Annotated in this window: 13 protein-coding genes and 1 pseudogene; 12 read left to right on the top strand and 2 right to left on the bottom strand. The window is 38.5% G+C overall.

The genetic code is table 11. The annotated features are described in order from the left end of the window. Positions 1-712 precede the first annotated feature (712 nt). The 8 genes and pseudogenes from ACXHJ1_RS02320 (at position 713) to ACXHJ1_RS02285 (ending at position 10,811) form a co-directional block, all read left to right on the top strand. On the top strand, positions 713-2,260 hold the full coding sequence (locus tag ACXHJ1_RS02320; protein ID WP_457905537.1) for a type I restriction-modification system subunit M: 1,548 nt from the start codon (positions 713-715) through the stop codon (positions 2,258-2,260). Beyond that, on the top strand, positions 2,257-3,519 hold the full coding sequence (locus ACXHJ1_RS02315) for a restriction endonuclease subunit S (protein WP_017426209.1): 1,263 nt from the start codon (positions 2,257-2,259) through the stop codon (positions 3,517-3,519). Before ACXHJ1_RS02320 ends, ACXHJ1_RS02315 begins: the two co-directional genes overlap by 4 nt. 1 nt (position 3,520) lies before the next feature. Next, a complete protein-coding gene (locus ACXHJ1_RS02310) occupies positions 3,521-4,717 on the top strand; it encodes an AAA family ATPase (RefSeq protein ID WP_038978099.1) in 1,197 nt (398 codons plus the stop codon). A gap of 32 nt (positions 4,718-4,749) precedes the next feature. Further along, complete coding sequence (locus ACXHJ1_RS02305) at positions 4,750-7,848, top strand: type I restriction endonuclease subunit R (protein WP_340864271.1); 3,099 nt, start codon at positions 4,750-4,752, stop codon at positions 7,846-7,848. Between the two features lie 14 nt (positions 7,849-7,862). Beyond that, positions 7,863-8,156, top strand: a pseudogene (locus ACXHJ1_RS02300) (N-6 DNA methylase); the annotation flags it as partial. A 392-nt stretch (positions 8,157-8,548) separates the two neighbouring features. Then, positions 8,549-9,538: a tRNA dihydrouridine synthase gene (locus tag ACXHJ1_RS02295; RefSeq protein ID WP_457905536.1), complete on the top strand. Its 990-nt coding sequence runs from the start codon at positions 8,549-8,551 to the stop codon at positions 9,536-9,538. A gap of 53 nt (positions 9,539-9,591) precedes the next feature. Further along, positions 9,592-10,161 carry an SF0329 family protein gene (locus tag ACXHJ1_RS02290; protein ID WP_045244192.1) on the top strand — a complete coding sequence of 190 codons (570 nt, stop codon included), beginning with the start codon at positions 9,592-9,594 and terminating at the stop codon, positions 10,159-10,161. A gap of 89 nt (positions 10,162-10,250) precedes the next feature. Continuing rightward, positions 10,251-10,811 carry an amidohydrolase family protein gene (locus ACXHJ1_RS02285; RefSeq protein ID WP_107735007.1) on the top strand — a complete coding sequence of 187 codons (561 nt, stop codon included), beginning with the start codon at positions 10,251-10,253 and terminating at the stop codon, positions 10,809-10,811. On the opposite strand, the gene ACXHJ1_RS02280 is transcribed toward ACXHJ1_RS02285, so the two are convergent. After that, a complete protein-coding gene (locus ACXHJ1_RS02280) occupies positions 10,808-11,749 on the bottom strand; it encodes a helix-turn-helix domain-containing protein (protein ID WP_457905535.1) in 942 nt (313 codons plus the stop codon). The genes ACXHJ1_RS02285 and ACXHJ1_RS02280 overlap by 4 nt on opposite strands. A 349-nt stretch (positions 11,750-12,098) precedes the next feature. On the opposite strand from ACXHJ1_RS02280, the gene ACXHJ1_RS02275 reads away from it, so the two are divergent. From ACXHJ1_RS02275 to ACXHJ1_RS02265, 3 genes are all read left to right on the top strand, one after another. Then, a complete protein-coding gene (locus ACXHJ1_RS02275; RefSeq protein ID WP_045244189.1) occupies positions 12,099-13,118 on the top strand; it encodes a glycoside hydrolase family 88/105 protein in 1,020 nt (339 codons plus the stop codon). Between the two features lie 12 nt (positions 13,119-13,130). Continuing rightward, the gene (gnpA, locus tag ACXHJ1_RS02270) at positions 13,131-15,305 is read left to right on the top strand and encodes a 1,3-beta-galactosyl-N-acetylhexosamine phosphorylase (RefSeq protein ID WP_457905534.1); all 2,175 of its coding nucleotides are present in this window, start codon (positions 13,131-13,133) and stop codon (positions 15,303-15,305) included. Between the two features lie 241 nt (positions 15,306-15,546). After that, positions 15,547-15,828 (top strand): hypothetical protein, encoded by a 282-nt coding sequence (locus tag ACXHJ1_RS02265; RefSeq protein WP_430211096.1) that lies wholly within the window; start codon positions 15,547-15,549, stop codon positions 15,826-15,828. Between the two features lie 91 nt (positions 15,829-15,919). On the opposite strand, the gene ACXHJ1_RS02260 is transcribed toward ACXHJ1_RS02265, so the two are convergent. After that, entirely contained in the window at positions 15,920-16,858 is a 939-nt protein-coding gene (locus ACXHJ1_RS02260; RefSeq protein ID WP_457905533.1) for a helix-turn-helix transcriptional regulator, read from the bottom strand. A gap of 124 nt (positions 16,859-16,982) precedes the next feature. On the opposite strand from ACXHJ1_RS02260, the gene ACXHJ1_RS02255 reads away from it, so the two are divergent. Then, positions 16,983-17,432 (top strand): VOC family protein, encoded by a 450-nt coding sequence (locus ACXHJ1_RS02255; protein ID WP_457905532.1) that lies wholly within the window; start codon positions 16,983-16,985, stop codon positions 17,430-17,432. Positions 17,433-17,457 lie beyond the last annotated feature (25 nt).

Here is a 17,457-nt window from a genome sequence, read left to right as displayed (position 1 = left end):
GCGTCTGATTTTATATTCTTACTTGTTTCTTGGATTAGTATTTTGATAAGTAAAAATTGAACTTATGAGCAAGATTAGAGATTTTCATATATCTGGTAATTTTATAAGAGTTTTTCACTCCGCTGAATAAAAAAGAAATTACAATCGGCTAGCCTTTAATACTGAAGACTTTTACGCTTAAACTCGTGCGTTGGCAGTTTTGCTCTAACTTACGCTTTTCATTAAAATGCTTTGCTCTCAGGGAAAGTCATGAACCACTCGCTAAAGCATAAGGGGCTATTCGTTTTAATTTGCCGTGTATGCATCTTTGGTTGTAAAACTTTATTTAGTCATTCAATGACGAATACTCGCGTCGGCGAAACAGGTTGTACTCCAAAATGCTGTGAAACGGCTCGAATTACTAGCGTTCTGCCCCGTTTTCAGTAGGACGTAGCATCCCGCGTCCAAGGTTTTTTGGAGCATTTCGCAAATCCATGGCAGCTGTACACAACGGCTCTCATTAGCAGTCCACAATCGAACGGCCGAAGACATCTCGTTTAATTTGGTATAAAAAATTCGAATGAAATTCTCTTTTCTAACTTAGGGAACCTAAGAGATAATAGATGTAAAAGAAGAAAATATTAAGATCAGCGCCTAAAAAAGCAGAAAAACAGAGCAAAATTAGTATTGTAGAATGATGAGAGTGCTCATTGTAAAAATCGGAGGTATACAAATGTCAAGTGCAGTACAACGTGCAGGATTACAATCTCAAATCTGGAAAATAGCTAATGATGTTCGTGGATCTGTAGACGGATGGGATTTTAAGCAATATGTTTTGGGAACTCTTTTTTATCGTTTTATTAGTGAGAATTTTTCTAGTTATATTGAAGGTGGCGACGAAAGCATCAATTATGCAGAACTTGACGATAGTATTGTAACTGAAGAAATTAAAGAGGATGCAATCAAAACAAAAGGTTATTTCATATATCCTAGTCAGTTATTTGAAAATATTGCAAAAAAAGCCAACACAAATGAAAGTTTGAATACAGATTTAGCTACTATATTTTCTGCTATTGAAAGTTCAGCAAATGGTTATCCTTCTGAACTAGATATTAAAGGATTATTTGCCGATTTTGACACGACAAGCAATAGACTAGGGAATACTGTAAAAGATAAAAACAGTCGTTTAGCTGCTGTGATTAAAGGAGTTGAAGGGCTTAATTTTGGTGGTTTTGAAGATAGTCAAATTGACCTTTTTGGTGATGCCTATGAGTTTTTAATCTCTAATTATGCTGCCAATGCTGGAAAATCTGGAGGGGAATTCTTCACACCGCAGTGTGTATCTAAGCTTATTGCCCAATTAGCAATACACAAGCAAACAACCATCAATAAAATTTATGATCCTGCAGCCGGTTCAGGTTCATTGCTATTACAAGCAAAGAAACAGTTTGATGCTCATATTATCGAAGATGGTTTTTATGGACAGGAGATTAACCATACAACTTATAACCTTGCTCGTATGAATATGTTTCTACACAACATAAATTACGATAAGTTTAATATTGCTTTAGGAAATACGCTATTAGACCCTCACTTTGGTGATGAAAAACCTTTTGATGCTATTGTATCTAATCCACCTTATTCCGTAAATTGGATTGGTAGTGATGACCCTACGCTTATTAATGATGAAAGATTTGCTCCCGCAGGCGTATTAGCCCCAAAATCTAAAGCCGATTTTGCCTTTGTACTTCATACGCTTAGTTACCTTTCAAGTAAAGGTCGTGCTGCTATCGTTTGTTTTCCTGGTATTTTTTACCGTGGTGGTGCAGAGCAAAAAATCAGAAAATACCTGATTGATAATAACTTTGTTGAGACGGTCATTTCATTAGCACCTAACCTTTTTTACGGGACTTCAATAGCGGTTAATATTTTGGTTCTTTCTAAGCATAAAACCGATAATAAAACTCAATTTATTGATGCAAGTGGAGTAGATTTCTATAAAAAAGCAACGAATAATAACATACTTACAGATGAACATATTGAGCAAATAATGAAAATGTTCGACAGCAAAGAAAATATTGACCATGTTGCAAAATCCGTTGATTATGATGCAATCGTTCAAAATGAGTATAACCTTTCTGTAAGTTCTTATATAGCAGCAAAAGACACAAGGGAAGTCATTGATATAAATGAGCTGAATGCAGAAATAAAAACGACTGTAGCAAAGATAGACCAACTTCGTGCTGAAATTGATGAGATTATTGAGGGGATTGAATCATGATTAAGCCGAACTTTATAGAGAAATTGCTTGACGGGGTTGAGGTTGAGTGGAAGCCTTTGGAGGCTGTAATTAAGTCATTAAAAACGGGTTTAAATCCTCGTAAAAATTTTCAATTAAATGCACCTGATTCAGAAGGGTTTTATGTGACAGTTCGTGAAATACAAAATGGAAAAGTTGTATTTCTTGACAAAACAGATAGGGTAGATAACAGAGCCTTATTATTAATAAATAACCGTTCTAATTTAGAAAGTGGCGATGTTTTATTTTCAGGGACTGGAACTGTTGGACGTACTGCTGTTATAGAAACAAAACCTATAAATTGGAATATTAAAGAAGGGGTATATGTAATAAAACCTATCCAAGAAATTATTAGTTCAAAATATCTTTCTCATCTACTTAATTCCCATGATATTGTAAACGATTATAGTAGAAGAATTGTTGGTTCACCTGTTGTGAGCTTACCAATGAGCGAGTTAAAGAAACTCAAAATCCCCATCCCACCCCTTAATGTACAAGAAGAAATCGTTCGTATTTTGGACACCTTTACAGAGCTTACAGCAGAGCTTACAGCAGAGCTTACAGCAGAGCTTACAGCTCGTAAAAAGCAATATACCTACTACCGTGATAAGTTGTTGACTTTTGAAGAGGGTGAAGTTGAGTGGAAGACGTTGGGGGAAATAGGGGAGTTTGAACGGGGCAACGGATTGCAGAAAAGTGATTTTGCAGAGAGTGGTGTGAGTTGTATCCATTACGGTCAAATTTATACTTACTATGGAAACTTTGCATATCAAACAAAATCTTTTGTTTCACCAACATTGGCAACCAAGTTGAGGAAAGCTCAGAAAGGCGATTTGATTATTGCGACTACAAGCGAAAATATTGAAGATGTTTGTAAGCCTCTAGTTTGGCTGGGTGAGGATGAGGTTTGCGTTAGCGGAGAGACTTATGTTTTTAAGCACAATCAAAACCCAAAGTATTTAGCTTATTATCTGCAAACCCCTATGTTTTTTGATTATAAAAAGCAAAATAGAACAGGAACAAAGGTTATTCGAGTACATGGAGATAAGTTAGAAAAATTTAAACTTCCCATCCCATCTCTTACCGAACAAGCCCGAATCGTATCTATCCTCGACAAATTCGATGCCTTGACATCCTCAATTACTGAGGGTTTACCTCGTGAAATAGAGTTGCGTCAAAAACAATACGAATATTACCGCAATATGCTTCTTAGCTTTCCGAAAGAGGAGGTGAAGGAATAATATGGGTGCTTCATTAACGGACATTGCACAAATGTTAAAAAAATCCAAACATAAAACGAAAGCTAAAGGTGCGAGTGAATCGGATGTAACAGTTCAATTAATTTATGCTTTTAATGGAACGGGTAAAACGAGGCTTTCACGAGAATTCAAATCGTTAGTGGCACCGAAAGCAGATGAGGATGCGGAGATAGAGGAATCAGAAGCAGTTAATAAAAAAATTCTTTATTACAATGCCTTTACGGAAGATTTGTTTTATTGGGATAATGACTTAGAAAATGATGCTGAGCCAAAACTTAAAATCCATCCTAATTCTTTTACAAGATGGATCTTTGAAGAGCAGGGGCAAGATAGAAATATTATTTCTAATTTCCAACATTATACCGATGAAAAATTAACGCCACATTTTAATGAAGAATATTCTATTAAAGATAAGAATGGGAATAATGTAACCGTAGGAGCCTTTTCAGAAATAACCTTTTCATATGAGCGTGGTAATGATGAGCGTTCCAATAACATTAAAATTTCAAAAGGAGAAGAGAGTAACTTTGTATGGTGTGTTTTTTATTCTCTGCTTGAACAAGTTATTGATGTATTAAATGTAGCCGAACCAAGTGAGAGAGAAACAAATCAGTTTGATCAGCTGGAATATGTATTCATAGATGACCCTGTAAGTTCATTAGATGATAATCGCTTGATTGAATTAGCGGTAAATTTGGCACACTTGATTAAATCAAGTCAGTCATACCTTAAATTTATTATAACCACACATAATCCTTTATTTTATAATGTGCTGCATAATGAGTTTAAAAAGGGTACATTTAAAAAATATTTTCTTAAAAAAAATGAAGATGGAGAATATGATTTGGTTCCCCAAAGCAATGATTCTCCTTTTTCCTATCATCTTTTCTTAAAAACCGAAATTGAAAAAGCGATTGAAACAGGTCAGTTAAAGAAGTATCATTTTAATTTCTTTAGAAATATTTTGGAGAAAACATCAACATTTTTAGGTTATGACAACTGGGGAGAACTTCTGCCTAAAGACACAAATGAGAATATTAATCCTTATGAGACAAGAATTATTAATATATCAAGTCATTCAAAGCATTCAGGAGACGAGATGGTTGAATTGACAGATGATGATAGACGTGTAATAAAGTATTTAATGAATAACATTAAAGAAATGTATCGTTTTAAATAAAATGAAAGAAATTTTATATAGGGGGGAAATGAATGAGCGATTTCAAACCCATTGTAGAATCAAACAACTTCATCGTTCTGGATAAATATACGAAGATCGATCAGCAAGGAGCCGATTATCAAACAGAAGCTGATTTAGAACGAGAACTCATTCAAGATTTAGTAAATCAAGGTTATGAACATCTCCCAAGTTTAACCACTCCTGAAAAAATGCTTGCTAATGTTCGTGTGCAACTGCAAAACCTTAACAATGTACAATTTTCAGAAGCAGAATGGATTAGATTTTGCGAGCAGTTTTTAGATAAACCGAGTGATAACCATATTGATAAGACCCGTAAAATTCATAACGATTATATTTATGACTTTGTTTTCGATGACGGGCGTATTCAGAACATTTACCTAGTAGACAAAGATAAGATTTCCAGAAACAAAGTGCAGGTCATTTCCCAATTTGAACAAAAAGGAAATCAAGCCAATAGATATGATGTTACCATTTTAGTGAATGGCTTGCCTTTAGTACAAATAGAGCTTAAAAAGCGTGGGATTGCCATTCGTGAAGCCTTTAATCAGGTTCATCGATATAGTAAGGAGAGCTTTAATTCGGAAAACTCTCTGTTTAAATATTTACAGATTTTCGTGATTTCCAATGGGACGGATACCCGCTATTTTGCCAATACGACCAAACGCGGTAAAAACAGTTTTGATTTTACTATGAATTGGGCTACATCAAAAAATAAACAGATTAAAGATTTAAAAGATTTCACAGCTACCTTTTTTCAGAAAAACACTTTATTGAGTATATTACTGAAATATTCTGTTTTTGATGCGAGCAATAATCTACTGATTATGCGTCCTTATCAAATTGCGGCTACAGAAAGGATTTTATGGAAAATCGAAAGTTCATATCTAGCCAAAAATTGGAGAAGTACTGAAAGTGGAGGATATATTTGGCATACAACAGGTTCAGGAAAAACGCTTACGAGTTTTAAAGCAGCTCGTTTGGCTACTGAGCTTGATTTTATAAACAAAGTATTTTTTGTTGTGGATCGAAAAGATCTGGATTTTCAGACGATCAAAGAGTATCAGCGTTTTTCTCCTGATAGTGTTAACGGTTCAGAAAATACCGCTGGATTGAAGCGTAACATTGAAAAAGAAGATAACAAAATCATAGTGACGACGATTCAAAAACTGAATAACCTGATTAAGAGCGAAACAGATTTGCCCATATATCATAAGCAAGTGGTATTTATTTTTGATGAAGCCCACCGTTCACAATTTGGTGAAGCTCAAAAAAATATCAATAAAAAATTTAAGAAGTTCTATCAATTTGGCTTTACAGGTACGCCTATTTTCCCGGAAAATGCGTTGGGGTCTGAAACGACTGCTTCTGTCTTCGGTCGAGAGCTGCACTCTTATGTTATTACGGATGCCATTCGAGATGAGAAAGTTTTAAAGTTCAAAGTAGACTATAACGATGTACGTCCCAAGTTCAAAACGCTTGAACAAGAACAGGACGAGAAGAAGCTATCGGCAGCAGAAAATAAAGAAGCATTATTACACCCTGAACGGATTAAAGAAATTTCTCAATATATTCTTCATAATTTTAAAATAAAAACCCATCGTTTAAATGCGAGTGGAAAAGGATTTAATGCGATGTTTGCTGTGAGTAGTGTTGACGCAGCCAAGCTCTACTATGAATCATTAAAAAACTTACAAAAGGGAAGCAGTAAACCCCTTAAGATTGCGACAATCTTCTCTTTTGCTGCTAATGAAGAGCAAAATGCTATAGGTGAAATTCTTGATGAAACTTTTGAACCTTCAGCAATGGATAGTAGTGCAAAAGAGTTTTTAAGTTTAGCCATTAAAGACTATAATGCCATGTTTAGAACCAATTACGGCGTAGAAAGTAAGGAATTTCAAAATTATTATCGTGACCTTGCTAAACGAGTAAAAGACAAAGAGATCGATTTATTGATTGTTGTAGGCATGTTTTTAACCGGGTTCGATGCTCCTACATTAAATACTTTATTTGTTGATAAAAATCTCAGGTATCATGGTTTGATGCAAGCCTTTTCGAGAACAAATCGAATCTATGATGCAACTAAAACCTTTGGAAATATCATTACATTTAGAGATTTAGAGCAAGCCACTATAGATGCTATTACTCTTTTCGGGGATACAAACACTAAAAATGTAGTGCTGGAAAAAAGCTACAAAGAGTATATGGAAGGGTTTACTGATATCGCAACGGGGGAAGCCCGGCGTGGTTATGTAGACATAGTAAAAGAGCTGCAAGAACGTTTTCCTGATGCTGAAGATATTTCTACTGAAAAAGATAAGAAAGAGTTTGCCAAGCTTTTTGGTGAATATTTGCGTGTTGAAAATATTTTGCAGAATTATGATGAGTTTTCAAGTCTAAAAGCTTTACAAACAGTAGATCTCAATGACTCTGAGGCTTTGGAAAATTTTAAATCTACTCACTATATGGGTGATGAAGATATAGCTGCCATGCAAGAAATTAATGTACCAGAAGAAAGAACGATTCAAGATTATCGTTCATCCTATAATGATATTCGTGATTGGCTTCGTCGTGAGAAAAACGGAAAACAAAAAGACAATTCCTCTATTGATTGGGATGATGTTGTCTTTGAAGTGGATCTTCTAAAATCCCAAGAGATCAATTTAGATTATATTCTTGAACTTATTTTTGAAAATAACAAAAAAATAAAAGATAAAGAATCGTTGGTTGAAGAGGTACGTCGTTTAATTCGTTCGAGTGTAGGGAACCGTGCGAAAGAAAGTTTGGTCGTCGATTTTATTAATCAAACAGACTTGGATAATATTCAAGATAAAGCAAGTATTATTGATGCCTTCTTCTCATTTGCTCAAAAGGAGCAAAAACGTGAAGCAGAAGAATTGATTACTACTGAAAGCCTTAGTGAAGAGGCTGCAAAAAGATATATTTTAAATTCATTGAAAAAAGAATATGCTAGTGAAAATGGAACGGAGCTTAATGAAATTCTTCCTAAAATGAGTCCTCTTAATCCTCAGTATTTAACAAAAAAGCAGAGCGTTTTTCAGAAAATCTCTGCCTTTGTAGATAAATTTAAAGGAGTAGGCGGAAGGATTTAATAAATCTAAAATAGCATGGTGTCTTGTTCTGTGGTGCAGCAGAAGGTGCGATTCGCCAAACGATCATTGAGAAAAACTATCTTGATACCGTTATAGGCTTACCTGCCAACTTGTTTTACGGTGTATCCATCCCAACTACGATTTTAGTATTCAAGAAAAATCGTAAAACAAAAGACATCTTGTTTATCGATGCAAGCAATGAATTTGAAAAAGGCAAAAATCAAAACAAACTTACTGATAAAAACATTAATAAGATTATAGAAACGTACCGAAATCGTGTAGATGTTGATAAATATGCTCATGTGGCATGCAGCTGAAAATTTTGGGTATTCATGTGTGGAAATTGACGAAAAGGGTCCAGGATATTATTCCTCGGCTCTTTTTTTAAGCGATTCGCTTGGGAACGGCGTAGACTGGGGGAAGTTATGCCGTGCAGTATTCTTATGAACTGCGGCGCAGTACATTATAGAAGATGGCAAGGAGGGGCGGCGCTCTTCCTTTTTTTGCGAGTCTTTTGGGGAGTATACTCCTCTATTGAGTATGATATACTCATTTAGATGTCTATGCTTAACATATACTGCCGTTTGAACTAAGTTCCTTAAACATGTTATATGTGAAGAAGAAGCAAGGACATGAACAGGTTAGCTTTACCATTTTGGGACCAAAGATTTGTCCTGGTATTTATAGAGGAGTTTTTGATATGATGAATAATTTTTGGCGTGATTTGCCACGACCTTTTTTTATACTGGCACCGATGGAAGATGTGACGGATGTTGTTTTTCGCCATGTCGTAAGTGAAGCAGCCAGACCGGATGTGTTTTTTACGGAGTTTGCGAATACAGAGAGTTATTGTCACCCGGAGGGAAACAAAAGTGTACGCGGGCGTTTGACTTTTACAGAGGATGAACAGCCCATGGTGGCCCATATCTGGGGTGATAAGCCGGAATATTTCCGTGAAATGAGCATAGGTATGGCGCAAGAAGGCTTCAAAGGCATCGATATTAATATGGGTTGTCCTGTAGCGAATGTAGCCGAGAATGGGAAGGGAAGTGGCCTGATCTGCCGTCCTGAAATCGCAGCGGATATCATTCAGGCCGCCAAAGCCGGGGGACTGCCAGTCAGTGTGAAAACAAGGCTTGGTTTCACTGCCGTAGACGAATGGCGCGACTGGTTGACCCATATTCTGAAACAAGACATTGTGAATTTGTCCATTCATCTGCGGACAAGAGAGGAAATGAGCAAAGTAGACGCCCACTGGGAGCTGATTCCGGAGATTAAGAAACTTCGTGATGAGGTGGCACCAGATACACTGCTGACCATTAACGGAGATATTCCGGACCGTCAGACCGGCTTGAAGCTCGCTGAGCAATATGGAGTGGATGGCATTATGATTGGGCGTGGTATTTTCCAGAATCCATTTGCGTTTGAGAAGGAGCCGAAGGGACACAGCAGTGAGGAATTGCTTGAACTGCTGCGGCTTCATCTAGATCTCCATGATCATTATTCAGTGCAGGAGCCACGTTCGTTCAGCCCTCTCGCCCGCTTCTTCAAAATATATGTCCGTGGATTCCGAGGGGCAAGTGAACTCAGAAACAGCTTAATGAACGCCAAATCAACAAGTGAAGTGCGTACATTGCTTGATGAGTTTGGAAGCAAGGATCATGATGAGGTAGAGGAACGTGGAAATTAAATTGCCAAGTTGGGGATGGGCTGTTAGTAGGCATTGAAAACATAGGAGGATATATGTCCTGGAGTAAATTGAAGCAACAACTGGAGAGTTTCCTCTGTCCTGCGTTAGACGGAAGAGTCGAATACCGAGCTACCAGTTACCGTTATTTACCTGATAAATCTGGAATTTGTTATATAACTGTAGATAAAAAGAACGTACTCAATATGAGTGATGTAACTAACCCAATCAGATGGTATCAGACGGAGCAGGAAATCAAGAATGATCCCAATATCCAAGTTCCTATCAGCAATGAAGAAATTGAAACGGTCAGAAAAGACACTAATGGGAATGTTCCGGAGGATCGTCTACAAGTAATTGCAAGAGGTAGAAAAATCTCAGAACATGCAAAGGAGCTTTTGTCAGCACAGGCCTCATTAAGCAAGTCTAATTTTAATGTTGTAGCTAATAAGTTTTTAACTACTTCTATAGAGGACAGCTTAGAGAGTAATGATATCTTATTGAATATTCTAGCTTTAGTGGACAGACGAGTAGGGAAAAAGCGAATTTTAAACATGTCTGAGAAGATGAAGTTAAAGCATCCGATTGTGCAGTATTTTTATGAGTTACGGCGCAGTACGTTATGAAAAAAATAACTTTCAATAATGAGGACACTTCGTGTCAGGGTTGTTCTCACTGAAAACATGAATGAAGACTTGAAAGAAATCGGGGAAAAGTGGAGTGGAAAACAGGGCAAACCGGCTTCCATTATCATGTCTTTTCCCTGTTTTTTATATCGGGCTATACCGCCTTAATTCCTACTTTGCAGGCTGGGTATCCCATTGCAAAATTGGACACAAGCCTAACGAAGGTGAATGAAACGGTTAAGGAAAATTCGCGGCTTGTGTACGACTCCATGCTAAAGGGGCTGCGTCAGGCTGTAGAACATGAGATCAAAATTGGGATTGGAACGGATGCCGCAATGTCTTACGTCACTCACTATGATATGTGGCGGGAACTAGACCACCATATGAGACAAACGAAACTGAATGCGGGTCAGGTCATCGAACGGGCAACAAAGTCTAATGCGGAAATCCTAGGCATTGATCACCTTACAGGGAGCATTGATATCGGAAAACAGGCGGATTTAATCGTGCTGGAGCACAATCCTTTGGACAACATAAAAGCTTTGTCAAATGTAGCTATGGTTATGGTGAAGGGCAATCTTATACCAACACCATCAGTGACCCGAATTCAGGAAGTGGACGAGCTGCTGGATTCAGTTTGGCAAAATTAGACCCACCCCGTAAACTCCAGTATAGACGCTTTGGCCGATTGTGCTTCGGATTGCGCCCCTTTACGCCATTCTTTGGGGGGCTCTCCCATAAGCCTGGAGAAGCATCGGTTGAAGCTGGAAATGGAACGATAACCGACTTGCTCGGAGATCGAAAGAATGGAGTCTTCTGTGCTTTTTAACTGCTTGCAGGCCTCTTCGATTCGGGTGCTGTTTAGGAAATCGAGGGGCGACGTTCCCATAATCTCATGAAATTTTCTGCGGAAATGGGTTGTACTTAAATGGCATAGATCAGCCAAAAAATCTATGGTAACGGGCTTCATGTAATGTTTAGTGATGTACTCCAAAGCTGGAGAAATGACAAATTCGCTTTTCAAGCTATGCTCTGTTTCTTGATTTGCCATTGGTTCATTCCTAGAATGAATTCTAAGGAGCCCTATATAAAGGGATAGCAATAAGCCGTAGGCGCTTTCCTGATAGTAAGGGTTCTGTTGTTGTAATTCCTCTACGACCGAAGTCGCAAGTGTATACACCTTGGGATGCTGCTCCTTGTTTAATATACAGTTCGTTCCCTTCATCACCCACAAATTGGGCTCAAAGTTCCTGTAAGCGCTTTTAAAAGAATGTTGAAAAAGGTCCTCTGGCGAAAAAAAGATATAAGACCAAAGGCTGGCTGTATTTGGCGAACTATACGTGGTGTGAGGAAGATACCTGGGAATGAAAGTTACATCCCCGGCTTTGAAGGGGACAGTTTCTCCTTTGATCTCCATGAAGCCGCCATCCGAATAGCAAATACCAATCTCCAAATGGTTATGAAAATGGAGATGCTCACTTTTAATATCTGAAATTTTCCAACGTTCACCGCTTAACAGCAAGACAGGGAAGTTGATGGGCAAGCTGTAATGTCGGTATTCTATAATGGGCTTCTTTTTTCTGGGCATATTCGATACTCCCATAACTTGGATTTGAGTGGAATATAGGTAAACGCTATGTCAAGTTTAGCCAGCAGATATACATTAGCATTTTGGAAAATTCGATTCCAATCGCTCCAAGGTGCAATATATAGACGAACTAGACCATGTCGATCTATATATTGTTTATCGGAAGTCGCTTATTGGATTTTTGCAAAATCCTCACATAAATGATTGGAATTGCGCAGTTTTGTTGCGAATGTGCTTAGATTGAGACTATTTTACTGCGTACAATGGAATAAGTAAAGCGTTTCCAAAACAGTGACGAACCGCTCTCAAGCGCCTTTGGGGGCGTGTGCACTAAGAGAGGGGAATAACAATGCTTCAATTAACTTATGACAAGGAAGAAATATTAAGAGTTATTGATAAAGTCGTCAGAAAAACGATGGCGATGGATTTAACATGGGATTGGCCCTGCGGTGTGGCTTATTATGGTGTATCCAGAGCCTATACCCAAACAGGAAATAAAGATTATTTAAATATGCTTGTCCAGTGGGCAGATGAATACATCGAGCTGGGTTTGCCGCACTGGACGGTTAATACATGTGCCATGGGCCATATGCTGATCACATTGTATGAAGAAACAGGAGACCAGAAATATTGGGATATTGTGATGAGCAAGGTGGATTACATCCAAAATAATGCTCTCCGGTTCGGAGATCGTGTTCTGCAGCATACGGTATCCACTGCTAATGATTTTCCAGAACAGGCATGGGCAGATACGTTGTTTATGGCGGCATTTTTTCTGCTTCGAGTAGGAACCAAATTAAAGGACGAGAAAATGATCCAGGATGCCTTAAATCAATATTACTGGCATATCAAATACCTGCAAGACCCTAGCAGTGGTCTCTGGTACCATGGCTACAACAATGTCAAACAGGATCACATGTCCGGATTTTTCTGGGGAAGAGCGAATGCTTGGGGAGCATATACCATGTCGCAAGTCAAAATTCATTTGAAAGACTGGTATTTGTATCCGCCGTGTATGGACGTGGAATGTTCCCTTCGGGATCAACTGGCGGCATTGAAAGGTGTCCAAACAGAGAACGGCTTATGGCGGACGGTACTGGATGACGAGGAGTCCTATGAAGAAGTATCTGCATCTTGCGGTATCGCGGCGGCCATGATTAATAACGGCAATCCGCTGCATACCAAATACGTGCAAAAGGCATTGAAGGGCATCTTGAACCATATTAGCGAAGACGGACGGGTACTGGGTGTATCGGGCGGCACAGCGGTTATGAAAGATCGGGAAGGGTATCGCAATATTCCTAAAGACTGGATTCAGGGCTGGGGACAAGGCTTGGCGTTGGCTTTTCTATCCGATATGTTGAATTAGGAGGGATTGAAGTTGTCTAAACAAACAACGGGGGCCTTTACACTACCGGGGGAATCTGGTTACGAGGCGCTGACCCTGAAATTAGCTGAACGATGGGGCGCCGATGTCATCCGTGACAGTGACGGCACGCAATTGTCCGATGAGATTATAAACGCTGGATACGGCATTTATTCTACAATCTGTATCATCAGAGATCATAACGAGTGGGCGTCCCGCAATCTGGATAAGCTGCAGCAGTGTTTTTTAATTACGAATCCGAAGGTAGCTGTACAGGATTATGTATCCATCTATCTGATGGAGGATTTTTTTGCAGAACAATTCAAAGTGAATGATTCCAAAGAGGCGCTTAACTACTGGCAGGTTTTTGACAGAACGACCGGGGAAGAAGTTCCAAGAGAACAATGGAATTATGAAAGGGAATCCGGAAATGTGGTCATTACCGGAATTGCTCCTTGGCATAAATACACGGTAAGCTTCATGGTCTACCGGATCTGGGAAGAGATTTCCATGTACAATCACACCACGAACCATTGGGACAAAGAGCATTTGATGCAGATTGATCCTATCTATACAGAAACGCAACAGTATCTGCTGGATTGGATGGAAGATTGGTGTCTTCATCATAAGGAAACCACGGTTGTCCGGTTTACCTCCTTATTTTATAACTTCGCCTGGATTTGGGGCAGCAATGAGCGCAATCGCCATCTGTTCTCTGATTGGGGGTCATACGATTTTACGGTAAGCTCAAGAGCGCTTGATCTATTTGCCAAGAGATATGGGTATTCGATGACTGCCGAGGATTTTGTGAATGGTGGGAAGTATCGCGTCACACATATCCCGGCTGAGCAGCGCAAGCTGGACTGGATGGCATTTATCAATGATTTTGTAATCGAATTTGGCAAGAAATTAATTGATATCGTGCATCAGCACGGCAAGCTGGCCTATGTGTTTTATGATGACAGTTGGGTTGGCATGGAGCCTTATAATGAACGTTTTCAAGAGTTTGGATTTGACGGATTGATCAAATGTGTGTTCTCAGGTTATGAGGCGAGGCTGTGTTCAGGTGTAAAAGTGAATACGCATGAGATTCGGCTGCATCCCTACTTATTTCCGGTTGGCTTAGGCGGGCTTCCTACCTTTATGGAAGGGGGCGACCCCACGCTGGATGCCAAAAAGTATTGGATTAATATCCGGCGCGCCCTGTTGAGGGAGCCTATTGACCGGATTGGACTGGGTGGATATTTGCATCTTGTAGAGCCTTACCCGGATTTTTGTGATTACATCGAAAAGATTGCCAACGAGTTCAGAGAAATCAAAGAACTGCATCATGAAGGCAAACCCTATCGCATGAAGACGAAGGTAGCTATTCTGCACAGCTGGGGAAAATTGAGATCGTGGACCTTGTCTGGTCATTTCCACGAAACATATATGCATGATTTGATTCATATCAATGAGGCTTTATCCGGATTGCCGGTTGAAGTTCAGTTCATTGATTTTGACGATATCCGTCAGGGAATACTACAGGATTGTGATGTAGTGATTAATGCGGGCTCTGCTGGTACAGCATGGAGTGGCGGAAAGTACTGGGATGACAACAAATGTGTAGACTTACTGACCCAATGGGTTTATGATGGCGGCACCTTTATTGGCATCAATCAGCCTTCAGCGGTTGAAGGTCATGACAGCTTTTTCAGAATGGCACATGTCCTCGGTCTGGATGAGGATACAGGCTCCAGAGTAGCTCATGGAAGATGGACATATGAGGTTAGGGATGAGCATGGTTTGGTGCCTGAAGGGGCAAGCATAACGCCGAAGAATAGGATTTATCTTACGGATGGGTCAGCTGCGATAGCGGGTGAAACGAATGGAATGATAACACTATCCACTCATGCCTTCGGTAAAGGTAAGGGAATTTACCTTCCTTCCTTCGAATTCAGTTGGGAAAATACAAGATTGCTGCTGAATATAATCCGCTTTGCGGGCAATGAGCTCAATGAAACAAAGTATATTACAGATAACTTATATACAGAGTGTGCTTATTATCCAGAAAGTAGAATGTTGGTTGTTATTAACAATAGCGATCAACTGCAAAAAACAACGATTGAAACGGACTATGGCAAACAAACCATGGAGTTAAAGCCCTATGACACCATGATCACCCATATCGGCTTAACAAAATCGGTATAGGACATAAGAAGTAGCGGTATCAAGCCCTCCTTTATTTTAAGGAAGGGCTTTTTGTTTCAGCACCTCCAGAAAATCCAGCCAATTTACCGGGGATTTTGTCCATTCAAAAGCATTTAGTCCTTCATTAACTATAAGTATAACAATGAAGGAGATGATTTCTTTGCGAAAGGCAACTTTAGTGAAAATTAGAAAAGCGGAAGCAAAATTGGGGAAAAAACTGAAAAAAAGAAGCCATGTGGTTATGAATGTTAGAAAAGCCATTCGTGTAACTCAACTTGGAGATGGGTTTGCACGCTTCACTTTCGCTCCAATCACTATTTCTCCTAATAGCTTTAGAAGCACTACGATTAACGGTAACGACTACAATCTGATTAGTGGTTCATGGATTTTCTCTGGAAATCAGCAAGGGTTTCTGCTCGATAACTATTCTGCGGCTGAAGACAGATGGTTCTTTACTGCATGGAATCCAACTGGAACCACAAGAACGGTATCTTATGCTGTTATCGCCAAACGGAAGCCATAATATCAATGTCATCGTTAGCAGGGAAAAGGAGCTTGAGGCTTCTTTTCCCTGCTAAAATGTAGAGAGCATTTTGAACAAACCTTCGATGATCTTATAATTTTTGATAGTGGTTTAAGAGGTGCTCAACTCTTTCTTTAATAATCTGTTTTAAAGATTCAGGCTTCACGGATTGTACATAATGACCATATCTCATAAAGTAATTAGCGATAAACTCTTCTTCTCCAGGATTATAAAATCCTTTTATGACTGTTTTATGACCCTGTTCTATTTTCATAGAAGGATAATGTTCTTTATAAAAGATATCCTTAGCTTGTTCTACAATTTCTACTTCAAAATCAATGCTCTTCTCAGATTGATACATTTCTAATGAACGAATAAGGAGTTCATCTATAGAAAAGTGAGAATTGATTTCCTCTTCTTCTATTGAGGTGATTCGATCACATCTGAAAACCCTATATTTGTTCGTATTTAACTCTATTCCAGTAGCGTACCATTGGCCAAACTTAGCGGAAATCTTGAAAAATTGAACATGATAACTTTTGTTCTGGTTATTTTTTGAATATTGAATCTTACAGTACGTCTCATTAAGAACGCTGGTTAGAATTTTATCTAAATAACGACTAACATGATTATGCTGATATATTTCAAATTGTAGAACCTTTTTCATTTTATGAATCTGGTTTATTTGTATTTTAGAAAGACAGTGTTCAAACTTTTCATTGAGTTTATTAACACTCAAATGAAAGGGTGTAGATTGATAAGCTTCTAAGGTCAACATTGCAAAGTATAGAGCATACACTTCATCCATCGTAAAAATAATAGGGGATAACAGTCTATTTTTTAAGATACCATATCGTCCATGTCTGCCATGTTCCGAATAAATAGGCATACCTAATTGTTCTAATGAACTAATATCACGTAGGGCTGTACTTTTTGAAATGTGGTATTTATCCATGAGATCATTTAAATTAAAGTACTCACGACTGTTTAAGTATCTGATCATGTCATTTAATCTTTCGGGTTTCTTCATACATAAATCTCCTTATAAAAGGTGTCATGTTTTGATACCTTTACAAATGATAATAGGTTCAAGGGGATATATCAAATCTATAAGATATCTACCTAAAAGCATGATAAAAAAGGAGATTGAACCCATGAGTACAACACTGGAAATAGCTATTTTCTTATCCATGAACGGAAAAGCAAAGGAAGCTATAGCTTTTTACAAAAAACATTTTAACGCAGAGGAACGATTTCTCGTTACTTATCAGGACATGGCCAAACGTGACAGCTCAATACAGCTTACTGATGAAAATAAAGATTATATTTCTCATTCTGTCTTATTGATAGGAAGAACAAAGGTTATGATAGCAGAAGAACCAATGAATCCCAATGAGGAATATACCGTAGGGAATAACATTTCATTATGTATTCAAAGTGCTGACAGAGAAGAAATTGAACAATTTTATCATAGTCTCATAACAGATGAGCGAGTGAAAATCATTGTACCTTTATCTGGCAATGTGTTTAGCCAAGCCTACGGTATTGTAGAAGACCCGTTCGGTATCCAAATACAATTCATGTATGATCATCGGTTACAATAAAAAAGTAGGTTGAAAAAAGCACAAC

This window comes from Paenibacillus sp. ALE2, from assembly GCF_054113385.1.
Note: the sequence above shows the minus strand (reverse complement) of the source record. Positions and strands in the feature narration are given on the sequence as shown.

What these genes read in the sequence shown, in the direction of transcription:
- ACXHJ1_RS02320 (WP_457905537.1), top strand. Translation starts at nt 713, where the DNA reads ATGTCAAGTGCAGTACAACGTGCAGGATTACAATCTCAAATCTGGAAA.
- ACXHJ1_RS02315 (WP_017426209.1), top strand. Translation starts at nt 2,257, where the DNA reads ATGATTAAGCCGAACTTTATAGAGAAATTGCTTGACGGGGTTGAGGTT.
- ACXHJ1_RS02310 (WP_038978099.1), top strand. Translation starts at nt 3,521, where the DNA reads ATGGGTGCTTCATTAACGGACATTGCACAAATGTTAAAAAAATCCAAA.
- ACXHJ1_RS02305 (WP_340864271.1), top strand. Translation starts at nt 4,750, where the DNA reads ATGAGCGATTTCAAACCCATTGTAGAATCAAACAACTTCATCGTTCTG.
- ACXHJ1_RS02295 (WP_457905536.1), top strand. Translation starts at nt 8,549, where the DNA reads ATGATGAATAATTTTTGGCGTGATTTGCCACGACCTTTTTTTATACTG.
- ACXHJ1_RS02290 (WP_045244192.1), top strand. Translation starts at nt 9,592, where the DNA reads ATGTCCTGGAGTAAATTGAAGCAACAACTGGAGAGTTTCCTCTGTCCT.
- ACXHJ1_RS02280 (WP_457905535.1), bottom strand. Translation starts at nt 11,749, where the DNA reads ATGCCCAGAAAAAAGAAGCCCATTATAGAATACCGACATTACAGCTTG.
- ACXHJ1_RS02275 (WP_045244189.1), top strand. Translation starts at nt 12,099, where the DNA reads ATGCTTCAATTAACTTATGACAAGGAAGAAATATTAAGAGTTATTGAT.
- ACXHJ1_RS02265 (WP_430211096.1), top strand. Translation starts at nt 15,547, where the DNA reads ATGAATGTTAGAAAAGCCATTCGTGTAACTCAACTTGGAGATGGGTTT.
- ACXHJ1_RS02260 (WP_457905533.1), bottom strand. Translation starts at nt 16,858, where the DNA reads ATGAAGAAACCCGAAAGATTAAATGACATGATCAGATACTTAAACAGT.
- ACXHJ1_RS02255 (WP_457905532.1), top strand. Translation starts at nt 16,983, where the DNA reads ATGAGTACAACACTGGAAATAGCTATTTTCTTATCCATGAACGGAAAA.